The following is a 24,231-nucleotide window of genomic DNA, read 5'->3' as shown; positions in this document are numbered from 1 at the left end:
TATAAATGCTTGCAGATAACGCTCAAAGAAAGATGGCTTCGACGCGATGCGCAAGAAAACAGGCCCATTCAGATTTCTTTTCCGGATTGTTGGCGGACTCGTCCTTGCCATCATCCTTCTGATCGCCGCCGTATTCATCACCGTTGGCTACACTGATTTTGGTGCCAATTTTGCTGTCCGTGAGATCACCAAACGCATCGCGTCTCCGAACCTTTCTATTCGCGTCGGCGAAGTCAGTGCACCGCTGACCGGGCACTTCACAGTTTCATCGGTCGAAGTTTCTGACAAGAATGGCCCCTATGTGACGGTTGAGGATATTGATCTTCAGTGGTCGCCAATGGCGCTGTTCAGCCGGCGGTTTTCAGCCGCAAGTCTTTCGGCTGCATCGATTGATCTGAAGCGCCTGCCTGAAAGCGATGTGACAGAAAAAGAGCAGGCAAGCACAGGCGGTGGCTTTTCCCTGCCCATCGAGATTGCAGTCGACCGGTTTGACTTTCCGAAAATCGATATCGGGGAGCCGGTTCTGGGCGAGGCTTATCCACTCTCAGCAACGGGGCGCGCGGAAGCACTGAGCAACCGCATTTCCGCCGTTCTTGATGCGCAGCATCGCGCCCGCCCGTCGACTTATGTCAGCGCAGATGTCGACTATGCTCCGAACGAAAACCGTCTCGATATCAAAGCTGAAGTGAACGAGCCACAGGGCGGGCTCGTGGCAACGCTGATGAAATTGCCGGGTGCCCCGGCCCTGAACATTCAGGTCAATGGCGGCGGCCCTTTAAACGACTGGTCCGGCAATATTGATGCGAAGCTCTCAGGTAATGATCTGGGTTCTGTGACTGTTACACACGCGCTGAACCAATCGGGCGAGCGAACCGTCACCGTATCGGGAAGCGGACAGTTCGCACCACTTGCTCCCGAGCCCTTCAATGCTCTGGTAGAGGGTACGACCGACCTCGATATCGCAGTCTCAATGGCACAGACTGGCCGGATTTCGGTCCGAAAGGGTTCTGTAAGCACCGGAAGTTTCAAGCTATCAGCCAGCGGCGCCTATGATCCCAAAGGCCAAAACGACCTGCGGGCAAACCTTTCCGGTATTGATGGCGCAGCAATCCCGTTCTCATGGCCGCTGGGTGACGACGCACTCGATCTTGCCATCGGTGGCGCTGATGTCACGCTTACGGGCAGCGCCGACAATGCCAGCCTCTCGGCCAATATCAGCCTGAACCGGCTCGCAGCGCCGCAGGCAACAATATCCGGCATCGCACTGACCGCAGCCGGTCAAGGCATCAACCTGCAGAACCAGACCGGTAAAATCGAAACGGCCCTGTCGGTGGATGACATCGCGCTTGCCAATGCGAGTATCGCCCCATTTGTTCAGGCACCGCTGACACTCGAAGCACCGGTTATGCTGAAAGCCGGCAGCATTTCGGCTGACCCGCTGACGCTGGAAAGCGGCAGTATTGGCGCAACCATCAATGCCGCTTTCGATAAAAGTGCGAAGACCGTCGACGGCCATGCCAAAATCTTTGTTCTGGCTGATGCTTTGCCTGCAGCTGCCTCAGAGATGATTGACGGCGTGACCCGGCTTGAAAGCGGATTCTCCGCTACGATGGACGGCAATCTTAAACTTTCCGGACTTGAAATCGAAAACAACCTCCTGAAAGCCGATGGCAATGTGGCTCTGAACGATGGAACGCTTGATGCGAGCCTGAACACTGCCTTCAAGGATCTTTCCCGTCTGGCTGGCCAGCTTGCCGGCAAAGCGACACTTTCTGTGTCCGCGAATGGTGCAGTTGCCAGTCCTGACATTCGTGCTGATCTGCAAACGGATACTTTGCAGATATCAGGCGAAACCCTTAAGGACTTCTCGCTCGCACTGAACGGCAACGCCGACCCTGCGGCCCCGTCCGGAACGCTGAAAGCCACCGGTACCTATGCCAATGCGCCGCTTTCTCTGGCTGCAAACGTCGCCACATCTGACGGAATGATCAACATTGGCAACATTGAAGGGAAGGTTGGCAACAACCAGCTCGCCGGTGATGTGACACTGAACGGCAAGTTTCTTCCCGCCGGTCAGGTCAGTTTTGATTTCCCGGATCTCAAATTGCTTGCGGGACTGGCAGGACAGTCGGCCAGCGGCGGTATTTCCGGCAAGGTTGCGCTCGATAATACATCAGACAAGCTCGGCCTGTCGTTAACCGCAAAAAGCGACAGCGTAACGTTTTCCGATATCACAGCGCGTGCGATCAATGCCGACATTGCCGTCTCGGACGCCGCCGCGCTCAAGGCATCAGGCTCGATCAATGTTGGCTCAGTTGCTGTTGCAGGCAAAACAGTCTCTGACATCGCCCTGACCGCTTCCAATGCCGGATCATCCACGGATTTCAACCTCTCTGCGAAGTATGAGAACGACCCTGTTGAAATTGCTGCCAGCGTTGTTCGCGGGCAAACAATGGAGATCGACCTCACCAAGCTGGAGGGGTCACCGATGGCGCTAGCACTCAGCCTTGCGGAGCCGGGCCGCATCGTTGTTTCCAATGGCACAGCGGATATCAGGAACTTTGCCATCGGTATTGGCGGCGGAACCGTCAGCGCCAGTGGAACGGCTGGCAAGAACCTTAATCTCAGGATCGCCATCAATGGCGTTTCACCGAGCCTTGCCAATACATTCGTCCCCAATCTGGGAGCGCAGGGCGCCATTTCCGGCACAGTCAATGTTTCAGGCCAGGCCTCAAACCCTGTTGTCGATTACGATATCCGGCTGACCAACGGCAATGTTGCGCAGAGCAGAAACCTCGGCGTCCCGCCCATAACACTCGCAACAACAGGGCGATATGCGCAAAACCGCGTGACGACCAACACAACCGTTACCAATGCGCGCGGACTGAATTTAACGGCCAGTGGTTCCGTCGGTCTTGGCGGGAACATGCCTCTCGATCTTGCGGTCAGAGGCGACTTTCCGCTCACGGTTCTGTCTGACATGGCTGCCGATGCGGGCTTCGCCGTTTCCGGCAGTGCCAATGCCGACCTGACCATTGGCGGACAGGCCTCCAATCCCTCGTTTGGTGGCGGGATTAACCTCAACATTCGCTCTGTCACCGATCTCAGACGGAATATCTCCCTGAACAATATCAATGGCAGGTTGTCATTCAGCGGCAACCGAATTCTGACGGAAAACATCAAGGGGAACCTCAGTGGCGGTGGCACAATTGCTGTCGATGGCACAATCGACCTCACAGGCCAGTTCCCCGCATCGCTAAAGCTCACGGCGGACAGAGCGGTCATTACCGATGGCTCTCTTCTGTCGACCACAGCAGATGGCAATCTTTCGCTGGATGGCCCGCTTCTCGGTGAACCAACGATTTCAGGTCGCATAGGTCTTTCGCGCACAGCAATCACCATTCCTGAGCGTCTGCCTGCCTCGATTTCAGAAATCCGCATTGTTCATGAAGATGCCTCTTCTGCTGTTCTGCGACAGGCCGAAGCGATTCAGCCGGGTGAAGCGACTGAAGCACGCACCGCATTCAAGCTCGACATTACCGTTTCTGCCCCCAATGCGATTTTCGTGCGTGGTCGTGGTGTCGATGCGGAGCTGGGCGGTGAGGTCGGGATCACCGGCACAACGCTTAATCCTATCGTGTCCGGCGGTTTTGAGCTGGTGCGTGGCCGGTTGTCCATCCTGAACCGGCGCCTCGATTTTGAAAGCGGGCGTATCACCTTTGGCGGATCTCTGGTCCCGATCATCGATCTGCGTGCCGTCACATCGGCAGACAGCACCAACATCACCATCACATTACAGGGGGTTGCAACCAACCCGCAGGTGGAGCTCAGCTCTTCCCCTGCCCTGCCTCAGGATGAAATTCTGGCAAGACTTTTGTTCAATCGCCCCTCGGCCAATCTGTCCGCACTGCAGATTGCACAGCTTGCCGATGCCGTCATTCAGCTGACCGGTGGAACGGAACAGTCGCTGTTCAACTCCCTGCGTGACGTCTTGGGTTTCGACAATCTTGACCTTTCCACCGATGAAAGCGGCAACACCTCAGTCAGCGTCGGCAAATATCTGAACGAAAACACCTATCTGGAAATCGAGCAGAGTCAGGACACGGGAACACAAGCCAATGTGAACATCGATATCGGCCGGAACTTTATCCTGAAAGGTTCCGCCGGATCACGTGGTGAAGCTTCCGGCGGCATATTCTACGAGCGGGAGTACTAGAGCGCCGTGCATCCATTCGGATGCACGGCGCTCTAACTTATTGAATCTACGCAGGTGGCGATCGGCAACGTGGCGTTCGCGTTCGGATCGCGGAAGATTTCAGAAACAGGCAGAACCCGGTTTCTGCCCCTGTCAGACGTATAAAAGCCAGTAGCGGCGCAGTGTGTTTTTGACACTGAACCGGGGTTCATCCCATGCCTTAAATGAATTGCTGAAAATACCACCCGAATTTGTCGCAATGTGGCCCCATGCGGGCTTTCAGACAATCGCGCAGATCGGAATAGATCTCCTCGCTGATCACCTGAAAGGGCGAGGAAACGGCCTCAGAAAACAGAGCAAGATCGACCTCTGGCACGACAACACGATAATGCCCTGCTTCGATGTTTTCAGCGATATATATGGCAGCGACGGCAAAGGTTTGAAGATCCCGCCGCATACAAACGCAAATGACATTGTCGATCATCGCTGATGGCCGCTAAATTGTGAGTGTCATTCCCACTCGATTGTACCCGGCGGTTTGGATGTAACGTCATAGACCACGCGATTGATGCCGCGGACTTCATTGATAATACGCGTGGCCGCCTTACCAAGGAAGTTCATGTCATACTGATAGAAATCCGCCGTCATGCCATCAACAGATGTCACGGCGCGCAGCGCACAGACAAACTCGTAGGTCCGCCCATCCCCCATCACCCCGACAGTCTGGACCGGCAGAAGAACAGCAAAAGCCTGCCAGATGACATCATAAAGGCCAGCTTTTCGGATCTCATCGAGGTAAATCGCATCAGCCTCGCGCAGGATATCCAGTTTTTCGCGGGTCACGCCACCGGGAAGCCGGATAGCCAGCCCTGGCCCTGGGAAGGGATGCCGGCCAATGAATGAATCCGGAAGCCCCAGTTCACGGCCAAGCGTTCGCACTTCATCCTTGAACAACTCACGCAGCGGTTCAACAAGCTGCATGTTCATGCGCTCCGGCAGACCGCCAACATTGTGATGGGATTTGATTGTGACCGACGGACCACCGGAGAATGAGACACTTTCAATCACATCCGGATAAAGCGTTCCCTGTCCCAGGAAATCAGCCCCTCCGAGCTTCGCGGCCTCTTCCTCGAAGGTTTCGATGAACAGCCGACCGATAATCTTGCGCTTGGTTTCCGGATCAGCCACGCCTTCCAGTTCGCCCACGAACTTATCGACGGCATCGACGTGGATGAGGTGCAGGTTATAGTGTTCGCGGAACATGGCGACGACTTCGGCCGCCTCGTTCTTGCGCATCAGTCCGTGATCAACAAGGATGCAGGTTAACTGCTCGCCGACGGCCTCATGAATGAGGAGCGCGGCGACAGACGAATCGACTCCACCGGAAAGCGCACAGATGACCTTCTTGTCACCCACCTGATCGCGGATCTTCTGAACCATCTCAGCGCGGTACGCAGCCATGGACCAGTCAGATTTCAGACCGGCAACGTTGTGAACGAAGTTTGCCAGAAGCTTTGCACCATCAGGTGTATGTACGACTTCCGGGTGGAACTGAACGCCGTAAATCTTGCGCGCCTCATCCGCGATGAAGGCAAACGGAGCGTTGTCGGAAACCGCCAGCACTTCAAAACCTTCAGGCAAGGCGGTGACCCGGTCACCATGGGACATCCACACCTGATGCTCCGAACCGACGGACCAGAAATTGCTGAAGATCTCGGAAGGCTTCTCGACGCGCAATTGTGAGCGACCGAACTCGCCGTGGTGGCCCGCTTCCACCGTGCCGCCGAGCTGGTGACACAGCGCCTGCTGGCCAAAGCAAATCGCAAAGGTCGGCAATCCGCTTTTAAGAATGGCATCCGGCACGAGCGGGGCATTTTCATCAAGAGCAGAGGCCGGGCTTCCCGAAAGGATCAGCGCCTTAGGCTTCAGGCGCTCCAATCCCTCTTCCGCTTTCTGAAACGGCACGATCTCGCAGAACACGCCGGTCTCGCGCACGCGGCGGGCGATCAGCTGCGTAACCTGGCTGCCGAAATCGATGATAAGAACGGATTCGGGATGCGTAATCTCTGTCATGACATGACCTTCTGTCGGCGAAAGGAAGGGCTAAAAGCTGGCTTTAGATGGGAATCGCCCCGGTTTCAATGGCGTGATCGAGCCGATCGACAATCGCTGCCAGTTTTTCATCGATTATGCTGAGATATTGAGTCCAGTCATCAACATGTTTGAGTTCTTCCCGACCGTCGGAAATGCCGCGAAGCGCCAACAGCGGCACATCAAAAGCCTGACAGGCGCGCAAAAGCGCAAAGGTTTCCATATCAACCATATCCGCGCTGATCGCATCATAGGCCTTGCCGGAGATCACCTGACCGCCGGTAGAAAGGCTGGCCGATGTAACGCCGGGCAGCCGGAAAGGCAGTGAGACATCGGCTGGCAGATCGAGAAACGGCGTGCGTCCTTTCTCAAAACCCAGCGGCGAAGCATCGATATCCCGGTAACTGACGCTGACAACCTGATAGACCTCTGTCTGCTCCAGTTTTGCCGAGCCGGCAGAGCCTAGCGAAACGACAAGATCAGGCAGGCCACCGTCCACACCCGCCTCTGCGAGTGCTTTGGTCAGTTGAACAGCGCCTTCAACAGGACCAATCCCGGTCATCAGCGGATCGATCCTCGCTCTCAGATATTCGCCATACTCTGCCGATGCGGCCATCACGAAGAGAACCTTTCTGCCGCCAATCTGGTCCATACGCATTTTATTCCTCAAACCCTTCACGCCCTCTGAGAACCATGCTGGTCCCGGTCATGGAGGCAATCAGCTTGGCTGGACCATCGCCAATGGCATAGCCGCGCCCGTCCGTGACGATGATGTTGCTGCCGGGTTTGGTCACTTCGCCGCGAAACAGGAAACGACTTCCGCGCCCGGGCGACATCATATTGACCTTGAACTCGATTGTCAGCAAAGCCGCGTCAGTATCAATCACCGTATAGGCGGCATAATTGCAGGCGGTATCCAGCCCGGCCGCAATAATTCCGGCATGGAGAATACCATGCTGCTGCGTCAGCTTCCTGTCGAACGGAAACTCGATCTCGACAACACCATGGCTGATGCGTGTCAGCTCTGCGCCGATCATCGCCATAGCGCCCTGACTGGCAAAACTGTTCACGATCCGGGCGTGAAAATCGCCGTGTTCATATCCCGTCATGCTGCACCCCTTATCCTGTCGGAACAGTGGCATGCAGCGCCGTGTGCAACAAGCAGGCGTTCAGTAATTCCTCAGTTGAGGTAAACGATGGCCCCGTTGAGCACCATCGCAAAACCAACCCAAAGCACATAGGGCATGAAAAGGATCGCCGAGAAACGCTCACGATGCCACGCCAGAGCGATGAAGGCGATGATGCCAATGAACATAAAGAGGATGATCAGGAAGGCCGCGAAGGTGAAATGCAGGCCAAAGAAAACCGGCGACCAGCTGAAGTTCATGACCAGAAGTACAATCCAAAGCCAGAACAAGACAGCTCTGTCCTGACGCCGCAAAAACAGGCGTGCACCGACCCAACCGATCAAAACATACAATAAAGACCATGCCGGAGCGAACAACCAGTTCGGCGGATTGAACGATGGCTTTGCCAGCGACTCATACCATTCACCAGGCATATTGGTCATGCCGATGATGAAACCGGCCACAAGCACGGCGCATATGAAAAAGGCGTGCGTATAAATTCTGCTCATCATCTCACCCCATAACGCCTTTCAGGACATTTACCCTGCAAGTCTTTGTATATGCTGATCGAATGCGACATCATGGTGGCGTCCGTGAAACTGGCCATCATAGGTGCCGACGGCAAAACCGTGATCAGCAGCGGCTATACCGGCGGCTTTCGGCATCCTGCCAGACGATATAAAGCGACCGTTGCGCTCATCCAGTGTCACCACCATACCCGTGCCCTTCGGCGAGGCAAGCCCGATCAGTCCATCACGCTGGTTATAGGCGATTGCGCCCACATAATTGCCGAGCCCAATGGTGATGACCTCCGGCAATTCGGCAAACCGGATTGCCTCGCCGGGTGCAAAATGTCCCGCCAGTGGCGGCAAATCATTGCGCGGGCCTTCAAACTGGCAGGCAAACCACACCCTGCCATTTTCACCGATGGCCAGATGACGTGTCGAAAGCTGCCGCAGTTTTTCCGGCAGGTCATGCTTTTCGACCAGATCTCCGCTTGCTGCATCGATAAGCGCCAGAGATGGCTCCATATGATCAAGGTTAAGCTTTGTCCGGCCAAAGTCCGGATGCGTTTCAATACCCCCGTTCGCAGCGACCAGATAGGCGCCATCCGGCGAAACGGTGAGGTCGTGCGGACCGATACCATAGGTCGGGTATTCCCCCACACGACGAAAACGGTCTTCAGCGTCGTAAAGACCGATTACGCCTCGGCGATTCTCAAAATCGTTTTCGCTTATGTAAAGCAGGCGGCCGTCAGGCGAAAAAGCGCCGTGACCATAAAAGTGTCGCCCGGGGACGGAATGAAACACCAATGGGCTGCGGTGTCCGGCTGGCGAAAACGCCATGACAAATGTTCCGGGACGACGGGCAAAGGCCGCAGCCATTCCGGTTTCAGGGGAAAATGCCAGACCATGGATGCGATCCGGCAAGGCGATCTCGGATATGAAGTCGCCATTTTCGCTCATCAAAGCGAGGGCAAAGCTGCGATCGGGCTTGCGAATACCTGTGGCATAGACCGCATCTGCACGGGAAAGCGCGAACGCAGCGGCAGGAGACAGCGACAGCAGGAATGACGCTCCTGCTGCCTGCATGAAATGCCGCCGGTCCATGAGCCCCGAGCGCGTCATTGATCAGTCTCCGTCAGAAAACGAAAAGCCTGCGCCAAGGCCGATTGCACCACCGTAGTTATCATTCAGCCTGAGAATCAGGTCTTTGGTGTTGATCAGCAGGAAGTCGAGCTTGGCACGTTGTTCCGGATCATCCAGAACCGCCTGAATATCCGGGTTCAACTGCTCCACGACACCATCCAGGGACGAAAACAGGAAGTTGATCGACGATACAATCGAACGAACACCGGGATCGAGCAAATCGACCATATCGGAACCATTCAAGAGCGCCTGCAAACCATCCAGATTGGCCAGAATGGAAGGCCACGTGTTTTCTGACCGCCAGTAGATCGCACGCTTGGCAAAGTTCGGCCCATCTTCGCCCCGATAGAAATACTCAATGCGATAGTCGCGCACAGTTTCTGTTCCGTGCACAAGAATACCAAGAAGAGCCGTCAGCGCCTCATCATTTGTGCGAAACAGAGGATTGTCAGGCCCGGGCGTCTTCCAGTCTTTGGCAACGCCGTCAGGGTCATTCCATGCAGAGGTCAGTTCGCCTGCAATATTGTGCATATTGGTAGCAATCGTCTCACCATAGTGGCAGCGATAGGTCTCTGATTCCGCCATCATGGTTTCATACTGCGTGCCGAAAAGCACGAATTCGAGCGCAAGCAGCCCCTGCATCGCAACGCTTTTCTGCGGCAGATATTCAGGATCAAGCGCTGTCTCATCCTTTTCAATGATGGCCGCCTGAACCTGTTTCAGGCCGATACTCTTGCGATCAGGATAAAACAGGATCCGCTCGAAACGGTGGTCACGAATGACAGGTCCGGTTCGTACGATCTCGATATTCGACCAGGAAAGTACCGTTTCGTCAAAAGCGGCGCGCGCTTTGCCATAGGTCTCATCACCCGGCGCGGCGCAAAAGGCATCCATGGCGGTGACCATATTGCCCGTTGCCACCTCGAACCGCTCGTAACCGGGGCGGATAAATCCATCCACGGCCGTTTCAAGAACCCTGGGCACTGCCTCTTCATTCATGGCGCAGGCTGAACCTGCCATAACCGGAAAAGCAGCAAGGGCGGCGAGAAATGGTCCGGCGAAATGTTTCACAGCGACTCCAGAAATTTGATCAATGCATCACGATCCTGCTTCGGCGCGTTGGCAAAGGCCTGTTTGGCGCGCTCCGCCTCGCCGCCATGCCAGAGGATGGCTTCTTCACGATTGCGCGCTCGGCCATCATGGAGAAAGAACGAGTGGCCGCTGACAACTTCCGTCAGTCCGGTACCCCAAAGCGGAGCGGTGCGCCATTCATAGCCATCGGCAACGCCAACCTGCTGATGATCAGCCAGCCCTGGTCCCATATCATGTAACAGAAAGTCAGAGTAAGGCCAGATCAGCTGGAAACGATGCGCCTTGTTCTCTGCATCTCTGCTGGTGACATATTTCGGCGTGTGGCAGGCGACGCAACCGGATTCGTAAAAGACCTGTTTGCCGCGCAGCACCTGCGGATCATCCACATCACGGCGGGCGGGAACAGCAAGATTTTCAGCATAAAATGTGACCAGTTCCATCACCGGATCAGGTGCCTCGGTGTCGCCCAGACGCGCCTGGGCACCATGCGGCATAGCCAGACAATCCTCCTGCGCCTTGGTACAATCGCCCCAGTTTCCGGGCGCATCCGGCGAGGAAAGCCCCATATCTCCATTAAAGGCACCGGAAGACTGATCTCGGACGGATGCATTCTGTGCCTTCCACCCAAAGCGGCCAAGCTTGATTTCACCGGTTCTGTGGTCACGCACGATGGCGGGCTTTCCTGAAATACCATCGCCGTCTTCATCATCGGGATCGGCCTGCGTCAGAATATCGGCCGGATGGATGGCCTGTATCAGCCCAAGGCCGGGCATCTGATTGGCAATGCGTGGTGAAAGCGTCGTGTCTTCACCCAGCGGCCCATATTGCGGATTATCGATACTATAAGTGGGCTCACGCAACATAACGACGGTTCCATCGCCGAGCGTGACCGGAAAGTCTTCATAGGTGATTTTCATATGCCCTTCGTCTGCCAGACCGGGAACGGCATAGTCCTGAAGTTGACCGCCATACATGGCATCAGGAAAGTTCACCACCTCGAAATTATCGATTTTCGCCTGCTCTTCCGGCGTGCGCGCCGGTCGCGCCAGTCGCAGGAACATCGAAGTGGTGTCGCTGTCGCCTTCAGGCGGATGACCGCGCCCATCCTTTAAATGACAGCTCTGGCATGAGCGCGCGTTGAACAGTGGGCCAAGACCATCAGAGGCTTGCGTGGACGACGGCGAGGACACCCAGAATTTACGAAACAGGGCATTGCCCAGCTTGAACGTTTCTTCTTCTGCAAAGGTGATATTATCGGAAGACTGGGAAAACACATTCCGGTTCACTGTGGCCTTGGTTGTGGCTGCACCACCCTGCATGGTTTCAAACCGTTCGGCCTTGGAGAAATCCGTCGTCGGGCGGGTGACACCCTCCACCCGCGCCTTGTCTTTGTCAGACAGATCGGTGCGTGTCTGCGGAAGAGGCAATTCTTCGGCCAGACCGGCAGAAAAACCAAAACAAGCGGCAAGCGCCGCCAGACAAACCGTTCGGAAATGCATATTCAGCATCGGACTTCACATCACCTGAAAAAGACGCCCTGCCGCGGAATCCGGCAGGGCGCTGTTCTTAATCTTATTGGAAAACAGCGTCGGGATTGTCGAGGCTGTCGGACCCTTCAAGTTCGATCTGGCCAAGCTCCAGAGACGCGATGGCGCGCTCAATCGATGGCGTCTGAGCAATCAGGCCGTCGATAGCCGCCTGCACAACGGCATTGCCTTCGGTATTGCCTTCGCCGATCATCTGATCGTAGGCCTCAACCTCTTCAGCGCGGGCAGCCATGGCTTCCATCGCTTCAACCGTATCGATCAGCTTGACGCGGATTTCCTTGTCCAGTGCCGGGTCGTTTGCAACAACAAGATCGGAAACAGACGGGCCTGTGATTTCCGTACCGTCTACGCGGGTATAGTCGCCGGTATAGGCCTGGAAGATGCCGATGGCGTCGTTAAGATGCGAAGCATGCGTGTTGTCCGAGAAGCAATCATGTTCTTCTTCCGGATCGTGGAGCAAAAGACCCAGCTTCATGCGTTCACCGGCCAGCTCACCATAGGAAAGCGAACCCATACCCGTGAGGATGGCAGAAAGGCCGGTTGCAGGGTTCTCCGTAACATAGCTATAAGCTTCGCCGCCCTCTTCCCAGGCCGCAACCATATCTTCCAGATCCGCGATCAGAAGTTCGGAAGCAGCAGACAGATAGGCTGCACGGCGGTCGCAATTGCCGTTGGTGCAGTCTTCAAGGCTGTAATCGGTGTAGGGACGCTCCCCGGCTCCGGCATCCGTGCCATTCAGATCCTGCCCCCACAGGAGGAATTCAATGGCATGGTAGCCGGTGGCTACATTGGCCTCGATCTCACCGGCTTCATGCAGCGTGTTGGCCAGAAGCTCCGGCGTGATTTCGCTGGCGTCAACCGTCTCGCCATTGATCTGAATTTCAGGATTGGCGATCACGTTGGCGGTGTAAAGTCCGTTCACATCGCTTTCCATGCCGTAGGAAGCATCGACATAGTCGATCAGACCCTCGTCAAGCGGCCATGCATTGACCTTCCCTTCCCAGTCATCAACAGCCGGATTACCGAAGCGGTAAACTTCTGTCTGCTGGTAGGGAACGCGCGCGATAATCCATGCTTCCTTTGCGGCAGCGAGCGTCTCTTCGCTCGGCTCTGCCAGAAAAGCATCAATGGCACTGTCGAGCGCTTTGGCTGTAATCAGCGAATCTTCATATTTTGCATGCGCAACATCAGCGTAGTGGTCCACTACCGTTTGCGGCGTTACATCCTGAGCCATGACCGGCATAGCGGTCAGAACTGTCGAAGCGGCAAAGGCCGCCAAAGCAGCGCGCATCTTCGTCGTTGCTGTCATAAATCCCTCTCCTTCAAAGAAGACAAACATCATCTCCTGTAACGGTTTAAATGAAGGAAAAAGAAACTTGTGTCAAATAATCAGGTTAGAAATTTCACATATCTACAGTTGATGAAACCAAAACCTGACAATCGTCAATATCGGCCCATTTCAGCTCTTTCGGCGCAAAAGTGCCGAAAAGAAACCATCTGTACCGGTTTTCGCAGGCGTCAGGGTTGCAAAGCCAGCTGCTGAAAAGTGCGGACTCGTCCCGGCGGATGGAAACTGCCCGGACCAAACCTCTTGTAGCGAAACGATTTCAAACTGATTGTTATGTTCAAGAAAACGCTCAATCTGGTTCTGGTTTTCAGACGGCAGCAGAGAGCAGGTGACATAGGAAATCAATCCGCCCGGCTTCACATAGCCACAAGCGGAATCCAGAACCTCAGCCTGTTGGGCTGTGCGCTCCTCAAGGTTCTTTTCCGAAAGCCGCCACTTGATATCAGGACGGCGGCGCCAGGTGCCGGTGCCCGTGCAGGGTGCATCGATCAGCACCCGGTCAAACCGGCCCTCCATGCCCTCCAGACCGGAAGCGGCATCATGGACCTGAACATTGCGGGTTCCGGCACGGCGCAACCGCTCTATTATCGGCGCCAGTCGTGTGCGGTCGGCATCATAGGCATGAATCTGTCCGGCATTTTCCATAAAAGCCGACAGTGCGAGCGTCTTTCCGCCACCACCGGCGCAGTAATCCAGCACCTGCTGGCCACTTTCGGCACAGGCGAGTGCTGCAACAATTTGAGAACCTTCATCCTGCACTTCGAACCAGCCTTTCTGGAAGGCAAGCTCTGCGGTAACATTGGGCAACCGGTCTGCCCCCTCGCCGGGGGTGATGCGCAAGCCATCCGGCGCGATCTTGGCAAATTCAGCACCGGCACGCGACAGCGCCTTCTTCACCTTCTCAGGTGTGGCCTTCAGCGTGTTGACTCTCAGATCCAGCGGTGGACGCCGATTCAGCGCTTCAGCCTCTGAAAGCCATCCTTCACCGAAATTTTCCTGAAATGCAGGCAGAATCCATTCCGGCAAATCTCCCCGAATATAGTCCGGAGCATCGGCCAGATCACGGTTTGCAAAAGCCTGAAGCGTCTCTTGCGCCAGTGGCGCAGGTGCGAACTTATCACCCTCAAGCTTTGCCGCGAGTGTCTCTGGCGTAAACCCCCACTGCCGGAAAAACACCGCATGGGCCAGCGCTGAGGGAGCATCACTATCCATCATCCAGGCATGCGAAAGTTTCAGCCGCAGCGCATCATAGACAATATTGCCTATGGCCGCGCGGTCACCGGAACCTGCAAAACGGTGGGCAGTACCCCAGTCTTTCAGCGCATTGGCAATCGGTCGGCGCCGCGTTTCGACATCTTCCAGAACTTCAATGGCACCCGCCAGGCGTCCGCCTATGCGCATTCACTCTCTCCCGATTGAAAAACAAAAACAGAGCTTGCCGGCCGCCTAAGCGAACAGCCCGAAAGTTGCCAGCCCTGCAAGGTAAACGAGCACCAGCACGACCAGCCACAGCGCTGCCCGGCCAGAGCGTGTATGGCGCGCTTCAGCGCGGCCAATCGCATCAGCTGTTGCCTCATCAAAGCGCAAGCCATTCTCACTCATCGCAATGATCTCATTGTGAAACTTCTCGGTCTTGTCAGCAATTTCCGGCACAGCCTCGGCCAGTTTCAACGCCGCTTTCAGGCCTTCACGCATATCGTCAAGAACGCGTTTGGGGCCCAGGTTATCCTCAATCCACTTCGACACGACAGGCTCAGACGCCTTCCACATATTGAAATGCGGATCCAGCATGCGCGACACGCCTTCAACAACCACCATGGTTTTCTGGAGGTTGATCAGCTGTGTCTGGGTCGACATATCGAAGATTTCGGTAATCTCGAACAACAGCGTCAGCAGTTTACCCATAGAAATGGTCTCAGCTGACTGGCCGTGGATCGGCTCACCAATCGCGCGGATAGCCTGTGCAAAAGAGGCCTTGTCGTGGTGGGCAGGAACATAACCGGCTTCAAAGTGCGCTTCGGCGACGCGCATGTAATCGCGCGTAATAAAGCCATAAAGGATTTCTGCGAGAACCCGGCGTTCCTTTTTGCCCAGACGCCCGACAATGCCCATATCGACTGCGACGATCATCCCGTCCGGGTCAACGAACAGATTGCCGGGGTGCATATCGGCATGGAAAAAGCCATCGCGCAGCGTGTGGCGCAGGAAGGACTGGATCAGAGTGACTGCCAGCTCCTCCAGGTTATGCCCTGAGGCGCGCAGGGCCTCAATATCCGACATCTTGATACCATCGATCCATTCCATGGTAACGACATCGCGGCCGGTACGCTCCCAATCGACTTTCGGCAGACGAAAGCCCGGATCGCCGGCGGTATTCTCCGTCATCTCGGAAATCGCCGCAGCTTCCAGACGCAAATCCATCTCGATCTTGGTCGTGCGTTCGAGCGTGCGTGTAACCTCCACCGGACGCAAACGGCGGCTGGAACGCACAAAACGCTCCTGAAGCCCTGCAACCAGATACATCGCGCCAAGATCTTCATTGAAACGCTGACGGATACCTGGGCGGATCACCTTGACCGCGACTTTCCGGGTGGAGCCATCAGCAGCCTTCACTTCTGCAGGATGCACTTGCGCAATCGAGGCAGCCGCGATCGGACCATCAAAGCGTGTGTAAAGCTCATCAACCGGACGCCCGAGCGAGCCTTTGATGGTGGATTTGGAGGCCTCGGTGGGGAAAAAAGGCATCCGGTCCTGAAGCTGGGCCAGATCATTGGCAAAGCCATCCCCCACGACATCAGGCCGGGTCGCGAGAAACTGGCCCATCTTCACATAAGACGGGCCGAGGCGAGCAACGGCCTTGCCGATCCGGTCAGATCGGGCCTCTTTACGCGCCTTCGGGCGCGCCAGTGGCACCATCATGGTTTTCGCCAGCTTCACCAGTGGCGGCAAACCATCCGACGGCAGGGCATTGATCACGCCTTCGCGCATCAACACCCAGCCAACGCCGAGAAGGTTCATATAGGATCGGAATGCACTCATAAAACTGCCTGAGACCTAGAGCTTCCAGCCGGAATGAAGGGCGGCGATGCCACTTGAGTAATTTGTGTACTTCACGCGCGAAAACCCTGCGCGTTCAATCATTTTCGCAAAATCACCCTGATTGGGAAACTTGCGGATCGATTCGACCAGATAACGATAAGGCTCTCCATCACCAGCCACGACCTTGCCAATGGCAGGGATCGCATTGAACGACCAGAGATCATAGACCTTATCGAGAATCGGTGCCTCAACCTCGGAAAATTCCAGCACGAGCAAACGGCCACCACGTTTCAAAACACGGTAGGCTTCCGACAACGCCTTGTCGATATGCGGTACATTTCGAATGCCAAACGCAATGGTATAGGCATCGAAGGTCTTGTCTTCAAAAGGCAGTTCTTCTGCATTGGCCTCCACAAAGGTGCAGTTTTCAGCAAGGCCTTTCTTTTTTGCCCGGTCTTCACCGACGGAAAGCATGGAACCATTGATATCCAGCACGGTCGCCTTCGCCATCTTGCGGGACGCCTCAACGATACGAAATGCAATATCGCCGGTTCCGCCAGCCACATCAAGAATCCTGTATTCAGGATCCGGCGGCGGATTGAGCGCAGAAATCATGGCATCTTTCCACGCCCGGTGCAGCCCTGCCGACATCAGATCATTCATCATGTCATAGCGCTTGGCGACCTTGTGAAAGACATCATTGACAAGCGGCTGCTTGTCTCCATCAGCAACATCTTTAAAACCAAAGGATGTTGCCATGCCACCATCGGCTCTGGTCCGGTTTTCCGCCATATTGTGCACCTCATCTTCTCCCGGGAACAGATAGGTCAAGACCATAGCGAAATCAAAATCAATGCGCTATCACGGCTGCTCTCGGGAAGGCAGCCTTCTGTCTGAAGCGGCTATAAACCGAAATGAACCAAAGCGAAACGTCAAAGGCTTTAAAAAACCATGCCGGAACTGCCAGAAGTCGAAACTGTACGCCGTGGACTGGCGCCGGCCATGGAGGGAAGCCGGCTGGAACGGCTGGAACTCCGCCGGGCAGACCTGCGCTTTCCGTTTCCTGCCAACTTTGCCGGCCAGACGGAAACACACGATATTTTGGCATTGGGCCGACGGGCCAAATATCTTCTGATCGACCTCGATAATGGCAAAACCATCATTGCGCATCTCGGCATGTCGGGTTCCTACAGAGTGGAGAACGACACAGCCACGACAACACCGGGAGACTTTCATATCCCGCGCGGACAATTGTCACAGCATGATCACGTCATTTTTCACCTGAGTCGAAATGGCGAGAGATGCCGTGTCATTTATAACGACCCGCGCCGGTTCGGCTTCATGAAACTGGTTGAACGTGCCGCGCTTGAAGACGACCCGAGCTTTTTCAGTCTTGGCCCAGAGCCGACCGGAAATACCCTTGACGCCGATTTTCTTGCCAGCCGTTTTGCCGGCAAGACCCAGGCAATCAAGTCTGCCCTGCTGGATCAGCGCAATATTGCCGGGCTTGGCAATATTTATGTCTGTGAAGCGCTCTGGCGCGCTCGGCTTTCTCCATTCCGGGCTGCCGGACATCTGGTGACGGCCAAGGGGAAGCCAGCGGCAGGTCTTCAGCGCCTTGTCCCCGCAATTCGCAACGTCATTGCCGAGGCCATTGACGCCGGAGGCTCAACACTGAGGGACCACCGCAAAACCGACGGGACGCTTGGCTACTTCCAGCACGCCTTCTCAGTCTATGACCGGACCGGCACAGCCTGCCGCCATCAAGACTGCAACGGCACGATTACGCGCGCCGTTCAGTCGGGTCGTTCAACGTTTTACTGCCCTGCCTGCCAGAAGGGCTGAGGTATCAGCGCATCGTGATCGGGTGCAATGCTTCGCCGTTGTCTTCATAAGCGGAGATATTGGCAATCGTCGTGTGAGCGATATTGATCAGCGCTTCCTGCGTGAAGAAGCCCTGATGTCCGGTAATCAGCACATTCGGAAAGGTCAGAAGGCGGGCAAAAATATCATCGCGGATGACAGTGGAAGACAGGTCACGGAAGAACAGGTCTTCTTCTTCTTCATAAACATCCAATGCCAGCGATCCGATCTTGCCGGACTTCAGCCCTTCAATCACCGCCAGCGTGTCGATCACACCGCCGCGACTGGTATTGATCAGCATCTTGCAGCGCTGCATGGCGTCAATCGCATCTTCATCAATGAAATGCCGTGTATCGGGCGTCAGCGGGCAGTGCAGAGATATGATCTCAGCCTTCTCCATCAGTTCATCCTTATCCACGTAGCGCGCGCCAAGAGCCTTGGCCTCGTCATTGGGATAAGGGTCGAACGCAATAATCTTGCAGCCGAAGCCGGAAAATGCGCGAATGACGTTACGGCCGATACCACCGGTTCCGACAACACCAATCGTCTTGCCATGCAGATCAAACCCCAGAAGGCCGTTAAGTGCGAAATTCCCCTCTCTGACCCGGTTATAGGCCCGGTGTATCTTCCGGTTCAGCGTCATCGCCAGGGCCAGCGTATGCTCGGCAATGGCATAAGGAGAATAAGATGGAACGCGGGCGGCATGAATGCCAAACCGGTCAGCGGCTGAAAGATCCAGCCGGTTAAACCCGGCGCAACGCAGCGCAATCAACCCGACACCTGCTTTTTGCAGTTCCGAGAGGGTCGACGCGCCAAGGTCGTCGTTGACGAAGGCGCAGATTGCTATCGATCCGGCTGCCAGTTTCGCAGTTGGCGCATGCAAAGGTGCTTCTGTGAAAACCAGATCATGCCGGTCTTCATTTGCATGTTTAAGAAACTCTTCGTCATAGGGCTTGGCGGAAAAGACGGTGACACGCATAGCCGGTCCTTAAGGGTAAGATATCTGAAGAATCGCCTGCATTCGTATTGCAGGAACTCGGTGTTGAAGTTTAAGCCTGATCACCATAAAGACAATGACAATGGCCTTCAAAAGCCCGAAAAGTCCTTATGAACCGGCTATTCACCGGATTCCTCGCTTTTGCGCATTGACGGAAGCCACGGAAGCCGTTATATCGCCGCCCACAGTATTGAAAGCTTTTAAAGCTTGATCAATGGCTCCCGTCACAAAAGTGATCTGCGCCTTTCGCGGTGTTCAGCCGTGACAGGAGCGCGACAGAATTCGAAGAGAGACTAACATGGCAAATACAACTTCGGCGAAAAAGGCGACCCGCAAAATGGCCCGCCGTACCGCCATCAACAAAACACGTCGTTCGCGTGTTCGTGGTTTCGTACGCAAGGTCGAAGAAGCAATCGCTTCCGGTAACGCTGATCAGGCAAAGGCTGCCCTGCAGCTCGCCGAGCCGGAGCTTGCACGTGCCGCTGGCAAGGGCGTTCTTCACCGCAATACAGCATCGCGGAAAGTTTCCCGTCTTGCCCAGCGCGTAAAGGCAATCTCTGCCTGAGAACGTTTTAAATTACATGTTTTCGAAGAACCCGGCTTTCAGGCCGGGTTTTTTTGTTATGTCTGAATGGCTTGGCTATTGTGACATCTACATTTCAGGATCATGTCATCAAAATGACGAGCTTTTTCCCTTAAAATCAAACCTTTACGGGAGAAGGCCATATTTTCTCCCGATTCCTGAGACGTTCTTCAACTCAATTTCATGTCAAGCCAAATTATTTTTTCGAAGGCAGAATCCCACATCTGATTTCAGTAAAAAATGAATCTCGTTGATTCAAAAGCGATTCTTCGTTTCACCCGTTTTACGAGTCAAAAACGGCTATCAGAGTCAATGCAAGCAGAGCCGCTTCGCCAAAAAATCCCTGTTGAAATCGATGTCCATTCTTGCCTAAATGCTTTTCAGAACAGCGGACGGGTTGAGCTTCCATTCGAATGGAAGGGGCATGCATTCCTCAATGTATGCTGTCATCCGAAAGCTGGAGGCGAAGCTTCCTGGTTTCGTTTTCCCAACATCTTCTGATTGATCTTCGGTGTTTCAGCATGAAATGCCGACGGGGACTTTTTGTGCCTTTTTCAGGCACCGACAACGAGGGGAGAGACAATGCAGAAGGAAAGACAAAAAGAGCGAATAATAACCTGACACTCAGAGTCGTGTCCGGCAACGAGGGCCGGAGATAACACTGAACAGTCAGGCAACCCGGTCAGCCATGGCCGGGAGAATTATAAAAGCCGAGCAAAACGGCAGAATGATAAACGGCGACGGACACGCAAGCTGTCTGCGCCGGGGTGATGACTTCGAAAGGCGGCAAAATGAAAATGAGAGTGGTGGCCTCCCGGCTTAACAATGATGCGGAGATTTCGGGAGAGCAGCATGGCGCGCAGGCGTCTTCCATGCCCATGCAAACCGAGCCGGATGAAGGCGACGATGTTTTCTTCGAGCGCTTTTGTGTTGCGCTGAAAGCGCATGTCGGTGCTGATATCTACGCCAGCTGGTTTGGCCGGCTGAAACTGCATACGGCATCCAAGAGCGTACTGCGTTTTTCTGTCCCGACCGCGTTCCTGAAATCCTGGATCAACAACCACTACATCGATCTGATGACCGAACTGGCTCAGTCTGAACGCCCGCATGTCCTCAAAGTCGAGGTTCTGGTTCGCTCTGCCACGCGCTCACCGCGGCCTCAACCTGTTGCAGAAAAGCCCAAAGCGGCGGCCTCGGAGCGACCAGCAAGCTCAATCCGTCCGGCCTCCCGCGCGCAGGCTGCCAATCAGCCCCTTATGCCGGAACCTGAAAGCCCGACGCAGCGTTCTGCCGGCGGTGGTGCGACGACAGTCTTCGGCTCCCCGCTTGATCCCTACTTCACCTTTGACAGCTTTGTCATGGGCGCCTCCAATCGCGTAGCGCTGGCAGCCGCCCAGGCTGTGGTTGAATCCGGCTCCGCCGCCGTGCGCTTCAACCCGTTGTTTATCCATTCCTCTGTTGGCCTTGGCAAAACACACCTGTTGCAGGCCATTGCCAATGCGGCAATCAATGCCCCGGAACAGCCGCGTGTGGTCTATCTGACGGCAGAATACTTCATGTGGAAGTTTGCCTCCGCCATTCGGGATAATGATGCACTGACGCTGAAGGATTCGCTGCGCAATATCGATCTTCTGGTTATCGACGATATGCAATTCCTGCAGGGCAAGATGATCCAGCACGAATTTTGCCATCTGCTGAATACGCTTCTGGATAGCGCTAAACAGGTTGTCGTTGCTGCCGATCGAGCTCCTTGGGAGCTGGAATCGCTTGATCCACGTGTGCGTTCACGCCTGACCGGCGGTGTATCGCTGGAGATCGAAGCACCGGACTATCAGATGCGCCTTGAAATGCTGAAGCGCCGTCTGTCACAGGCTCAGACTGACGATCCATCCATCGATATTCCTGCTGAAGTACTGGAACACGTTGCCTCCAAGGTTACGGCCAGCGGTCGTGAACTCGAAGGTGCCTTCAACCAGCTTCTGTTCCGTCGTTCGTTTGAACCAGACCTTTCGATCGAACGTGTAGATGAGCTGCTTGTTCACCTTGTGGGCACCGGAGAACCGAAACGTGTGCGCATCGAGGATATTCAGCGCGTTGTTGCCCGCCATTACTGCGTGACACGGCAGGAGCTTGTATCCAACCGGCGCACCCGCGTCATCGTCAAGCCGCGCCAGATTGCAATGTTTCTGGCAAAAACCATGACGCCGCGCTCTTTCCCGGAAATCGGTCGCCGGTTTGGCGGTCGTGATCACACCACGGTGCTACATGCCGTGCGCAAAATCGAAGATCTTCTGGATCAGGACTCAAAGCTTTCGCAGGAAGTTGAGCTTCTGAAACGCCTGATCAACGAATGACAATCTGAACTGTTTTGAGGATTTGAAAGCCCGGTCGAAAACCGGGCTTTTTTCATGACCTCCTGCTTGCTATAGCCAGTGTCAGTCTGAAACCTTTCTGAAGGCAAGCCCATGTCTGTCACGCTCTATGGTATCAAGAACTGCAACACCATGAAGAAAGCCTGGACCTGGCTTGATGAGCGAGGGATCGATTACACCTTCCACGACTACAAAAAGGCCGGGATCGAACGGGATCATCTGGAAGACTGGTGCAGCAAGGCGGGCTGGGAAAAGGTCCTGAACAAGACCGGCATGACATTTCGAAAATTGCCCGACGATAAAAAAGAGAACCTTACGCGCGAGAGCGCGATTTTGCTGATGCTTGAACAAACGTCCATGATCAAGCGTCCTGTGCTTGAGAAGGACGATGCCATACTGATCGGTTTCAAGCCCGATGCCTATGCAAGTTTCTTCGAAACGGACTGAGGATCATGGCGAAAACAACTCGGGCAACACAGTTTCTGAACAAAGCTGGAGTCACCTTCACCGTCCAGCAATATGACTATGACCCAAACGCCTTCAAGGTTGGCCTGCAAGCGGCAGAAGCCATTGGCGAGCCGGCAGACCGAGTGTTGAAAACACTGATGGCCGATGTCGATGGCAAGCCGGTATGCGCAGTAGTGCCCTCCAACGCGGAAGTTTCGATGAAAAAGCTGGCTGCAGCTTTCGGCGGCAAACATGCTCACATGCTTGAAGCACATGATGCGGAACGGCTGTCCGGATATCATGTTGGCGGCATCTCGCCGTTTGGCCAGAGAAAGCGCCTGCCGGTCGTATTTGAGGAAAAGGCGCTTTCAGAACCCTATATTATCATGAATGGTGGCCAGCGTGGTTTGCAGGTAAAGCTTGCCCCGGCCGACGCTGTGAGCGCACTTTCAGCCATAAGCACCGGCGTGGTTGCCTGAGCGAGCGCGAAAGGCCGAAATAAACCGGCCCGTTCCGGCGCTAATCCAAGACTTGGGTTGCACCATGGCGCTTCAATTTCATGGCAAGACGCACTAGATAGTCATACAGCAGAAACCACTAGCATGAGGCAGTCATGACCGGCGAAACCAAGCTTCCCCACCCGATCAATACGAAAAAGCTGGAAAAACTGGCCGAAGTCGCCGTCAGGGTCGGCCTTAACCTCGAAGACGGCCAGGACCTGATCATGACGGCGCCGATTGAAGCGCAACCGCTGGCCCGTTTGATTACACGTCATGCTTATAAGGCAGGTGCGGGGGTGGTCACCACGATTTACTCCGACCCGGAATCCACACTGGAACGCTTTGAAAACGCAAACGATGCCAGCTTCGACAAGGCCGCTGGCTGGCTTTATGAAGGCATGGGGAAAGCCTATGCCAATGGTGCTGCGCGCCTTGCGATCTCCGGTGACAATCCGATGCTTCTGGCCGCTCAGGATCCGGAGAAGGTCTCGCGGGCGAACCGTGCAAACTCCACCGCCTACAAGCCAGCGCTCGAGAAAATTGCCAATTTCGACATCAACTGGAATATCGTCTCGTACCCTTCACTCGCGTGGGCCAAGACCGTGTTCCCAGGTGATCCGGATGGCATGGCCGTGGCCAAGCTGGCGCGGGCAATCTTCGCCGCGTCGCGCGTTGACCAGCCCGATCCGGTTGCTGCCTGGAAAGAGCATAACGATACCCTGCACGCTCGTTCTTCCTGGCTGAATGGCAAGCGGTTTTCAGCACTGCGTTACACCGGTCCTGGCACAGACCTGACCATCGGTCTGGCCGATGACCACGAATGGCAGGGTGGCGCCTCTCCAGCCAAAAACGGAATCATCTGCAATCCGAACATCCCGACCGAGGAAGTGTTCACGACACCGCACCGGCTGCGCGTGGAAGGCCATGTTTCCTCGACAAAACCGCTTTCCCACCAGGGTACGCTGATTGATGATATCCGCGTCCAGTTTGAAAAAGGCAAGATTGTTCACGCTGCCGCGGCCAGGGGTGGCGATGTGCTGAACAAGGTTCTGGATACAGATGAAGGCGCTCGGCATCTGGGTGAAGTGGCGCTTGTGCCCCACTCCTCTCCGATTTCCCAGAGTGGCATCCTGTTTTACAACACGCTATTTGATGAAAACGCCTCTTGCCACATCGCACTCGGCCAGTGCTACTCAAAATGCTTCCTGAACGGCGCATCGCTTTCTGCCGATGAAATCGCAGCCAAGGGCGGCAACGCATCATTGATCCATATCGACTGGATGATCGGTTCCGACAAGACCGATATCGATGGCATCGATGCCGATGGGAATGCGACTCCGGTTATGCGCGGTGGTGAATGGGCCGATTGAGGGCCAGACCC

At 55.2% G+C, this 24,231-nt stretch carries 20 protein-coding genes; 7 read left to right on the top strand and 13 right to left on the bottom strand.

Going from position 1 to position 24,231, the window contains the following annotated elements:
* Nucleotides 1-46: 46 nt before the first annotated feature.
* Nucleotides 47-4,216: a translocation/assembly module TamB domain-containing protein gene (locus tag EDC90_RS05215; RefSeq protein WP_132309285.1), complete on the top strand. Its 4,170-nt coding sequence runs from the start codon at nucleotides 47-49 to the stop codon at nucleotides 4,214-4,216.
* 199 nt (nucleotides 4,217-4,415) lie between these two features.
* Here EDC90_RS05215 and EDC90_RS05210 read toward each other — a convergent pair whose 3' ends face one another.
* The 12 genes from EDC90_RS05210 to ubiE all read right to left on the bottom strand — a co-directional run bounded on the left by EDC90_RS05210 (nucleotide 4,416) and on the right by ubiE (nucleotide 16,880).
* Nucleotides 4,416-4,679 carry a hypothetical protein gene (locus tag EDC90_RS05210; RefSeq protein WP_132309283.1) on the bottom strand — a complete coding sequence of 88 codons (264 nt, stop codon included), beginning with the start codon at nucleotides 4,677-4,679 and terminating at the stop codon, nucleotides 4,416-4,418.
* Nucleotides 4,680-4,705: 26 nt separating this feature from the next.
* Nucleotides 4,706-6,268 carry a glutamine-hydrolyzing GMP synthase gene (gene guaA, locus EDC90_RS05205; protein WP_132309281.1) on the bottom strand — a complete coding sequence of 521 codons (1,563 nt, stop codon included), beginning with the start codon at nucleotides 6,266-6,268 and terminating at the stop codon, nucleotides 4,706-4,708.
* A gap of 43 nt (nucleotides 6,269-6,311) precedes the next feature.
* The gene (locus tag EDC90_RS05200; RefSeq protein WP_132309279.1) at nucleotides 6,312-6,944 is read right to left on the bottom strand and encodes a 5'-methylthioadenosine/S-adenosylhomocysteine nucleosidase; all 633 of its coding nucleotides are present in this window, start codon (nucleotides 6,942-6,944) and stop codon (nucleotides 6,312-6,314) included.
* Between the two features lies 1 nt (nucleotide 6,945).
* Nucleotides 6,946-7,395 carry a PaaI family thioesterase gene (locus tag EDC90_RS05195; RefSeq protein WP_132309277.1) on the bottom strand — a complete coding sequence of 150 codons (450 nt, stop codon included), beginning with the start codon at nucleotides 7,393-7,395 and terminating at the stop codon, nucleotides 6,946-6,948.
* 71 nt (nucleotides 7,396-7,466) lie between these two features.
* Nucleotides 7,467-7,925: a TspO/MBR family protein gene (locus EDC90_RS05190; protein ID WP_348633665.1), complete on the bottom strand. Its 459-nt coding sequence runs from the start codon at nucleotides 7,923-7,925 to the stop codon at nucleotides 7,467-7,469.
* A 27-nt stretch (nucleotides 7,926-7,952) separates the two neighbouring features.
* On the bottom strand, nucleotides 7,953-9,041 hold the full coding sequence (locus EDC90_RS05185) for a DUF1513 domain-containing protein (RefSeq protein WP_132309273.1): 1,089 nt from the start codon (nucleotides 9,039-9,041) through the stop codon (nucleotides 7,953-7,955).
* Between the two features lie 3 nt (nucleotides 9,042-9,044).
* On the bottom strand, nucleotides 9,045-10,082 hold the full coding sequence (locus tag EDC90_RS05180) for an imelysin family protein (RefSeq protein WP_132309452.1): 1,038 nt from the start codon (nucleotides 10,080-10,082) through the stop codon (nucleotides 9,045-9,047).
* 47 nt (nucleotides 10,083-10,129) lie between these two features.
* Entirely contained in the window at nucleotides 10,130-11,662 is a 1,533-nt protein-coding gene (locus EDC90_RS05175) for a di-heme oxidoredictase family protein (protein ID WP_165972744.1), read from the bottom strand.
* Between the two features lie 64 nt (nucleotides 11,663-11,726).
* Nucleotides 11,727-13,010: an imelysin family protein gene (locus EDC90_RS05170; RefSeq protein ID WP_207903849.1), complete on the bottom strand. Its 1,284-nt coding sequence runs from the start codon at nucleotides 13,008-13,010 to the stop codon at nucleotides 11,727-11,729.
* 150 nt (nucleotides 13,011-13,160) lie between these two features.
* A complete protein-coding gene (locus EDC90_RS05165) occupies nucleotides 13,161-14,450 on the bottom strand; it encodes an RsmB/NOP family class I SAM-dependent RNA methyltransferase (protein ID WP_132309271.1) in 1,290 nt (429 codons plus the stop codon).
* 45 nt (nucleotides 14,451-14,495) lie between these two features.
* Nucleotides 14,496-16,088: a 2-polyprenylphenol 6-hydroxylase gene (ubiB, locus tag EDC90_RS05160; RefSeq protein WP_132309269.1), complete on the bottom strand. Its 1,593-nt coding sequence runs from the start codon at nucleotides 16,086-16,088 to the stop codon at nucleotides 14,496-14,498.
* Nucleotides 16,089-16,103: 15 nt separating this feature from the next.
* Complete coding sequence (gene ubiE / locus EDC90_RS05155) at nucleotides 16,104-16,880, bottom strand: bifunctional demethylmenaquinone methyltransferase/2-methoxy-6-polyprenyl-1,4-benzoquinol methylase UbiE (protein ID WP_132309446.1); 777 nt, start codon at nucleotides 16,878-16,880, stop codon at nucleotides 16,104-16,106.
* A 159-nt stretch (nucleotides 16,881-17,039) separates the two neighbouring features.
* On the opposite strand from ubiE, the gene mutM reads away from it, so the two are divergent.
* Nucleotides 17,040-17,933, top strand: a complete 894-nt coding sequence (mutM, locus tag EDC90_RS05150; protein ID WP_132309267.1) for a bifunctional DNA-formamidopyrimidine glycosylase/DNA-(apurinic or apyrimidinic site) lyase — start codon at nucleotides 17,040-17,042, stop codon at nucleotides 17,931-17,933.
* A gap of 4 nt (nucleotides 17,934-17,937) precedes the next feature.
* Here the strand turns inward: mutM and EDC90_RS05145 are convergent, their stop codons facing one another.
* Nucleotides 17,938-18,930: a 2-hydroxyacid dehydrogenase gene (locus tag EDC90_RS05145; protein ID WP_132309265.1), complete on the bottom strand. Its 993-nt coding sequence runs from the start codon at nucleotides 18,928-18,930 to the stop codon at nucleotides 17,938-17,940.
* A gap of 316 nt (nucleotides 18,931-19,246) precedes the next feature.
* Between EDC90_RS05145 and rpsT the strand changes: the two genes are divergently transcribed.
* The 5 genes from rpsT (at nucleotide 19,247) to EDC90_RS05120 (ending at nucleotide 24,220) form a co-directional block, all read left to right on the top strand.
* The gene (gene rpsT / locus EDC90_RS05140) at nucleotides 19,247-19,513 is read left to right on the top strand and encodes a 30S ribosomal protein S20 (protein ID WP_132309263.1); all 267 of its coding nucleotides are present in this window, start codon (nucleotides 19,247-19,249) and stop codon (nucleotides 19,511-19,513) included.
* 890 nt (nucleotides 19,514-20,403) lie between these two features.
* Nucleotides 20,404-21,885, top strand: coding sequence for a chromosomal replication initiator protein DnaA (gene dnaA / locus EDC90_RS05135; protein WP_432419988.1), 1,482 nt, complete (start codon nucleotides 20,404-20,406; stop codon nucleotides 21,883-21,885).
* 111 nt (nucleotides 21,886-21,996) lie between these two features.
* Nucleotides 21,997-22,350: an ArsC family reductase gene (locus EDC90_RS05130; RefSeq protein ID WP_132309261.1), complete on the top strand. Its 354-nt coding sequence runs from the start codon at nucleotides 21,997-21,999 to the stop codon at nucleotides 22,348-22,350.
* A gap of 5 nt (nucleotides 22,351-22,355) precedes the next feature.
* Nucleotides 22,356-22,829: a Cys-tRNA(Pro) deacylase gene (gene ybaK / locus EDC90_RS05125; RefSeq protein WP_132309259.1), complete on the top strand. Its 474-nt coding sequence runs from the start codon at nucleotides 22,356-22,358 to the stop codon at nucleotides 22,827-22,829.
* 134 nt (nucleotides 22,830-22,963) lie between these two features.
* Nucleotides 22,964-24,220, top strand: a complete 1,257-nt coding sequence (locus EDC90_RS05120) for an aminopeptidase (RefSeq protein WP_132309257.1) — start codon at nucleotides 22,964-22,966, stop codon at nucleotides 24,218-24,220.
* The last annotated feature ends 11 nt before the right edge of the window (nucleotides 24,221-24,231 follow it).

This window comes from Martelella mediterranea, from assembly GCF_004342225.1.
GTDB lineage: Bacteria > Pseudomonadota > Alphaproteobacteria > Rhizobiales > Rhizobiaceae > Martelella > Martelella mediterranea_B.
This window is presented reverse-complemented; position numbering and strand designations above follow the sequence as displayed.